Below are 251 nucleotides of genomic sequence, written 5' to 3' on the forward strand. Positions count from 1 at the left end.
CTAAAAATTCAGTTGTCCTAGTGACACATTTATGTGTCCCCATCGTCTAGAGGCCTAGGACACCGCCCTTTCACGGCGGTAACAGGGGTTCGAATCCCCTTGGGGACGCCACTTACTTATTTTAATAGTGAAGTGTTATTAAGAAAGCTCGCCTGAAACGAGTCTAAAAATTCAGTTGTCCTAGTGACACATTTATGTGTCCCCATCGTCTAGAGGCCTAGGACACCGCCCTTTCACGGCGGTAACAGGGG

The 251-nt window shown here is 48.2% G+C and carries 1 tRNA gene; it reads left to right on the forward strand.

Annotation, left to right across the window (positions count from 1 at the left end):
- The first annotated feature begins 35 nt into the window (after window positions 1-35).
- Window positions 36-111: transfer RNA gene (locus H5120_RS20095), tRNA-Glu, on the forward strand.
- Window positions 112-251 lie beyond the last annotated feature (140 nt).

The sequence above is a fragment of the Pseudoalteromonas sp. SR43-2 genome (genome assembly GCF_014163885.1).
Classification (GTDB): domain Bacteria; phylum Pseudomonadota; class Gammaproteobacteria; order Enterobacterales; family Alteromonadaceae; genus Pseudoalteromonas; species Pseudoalteromonas distincta.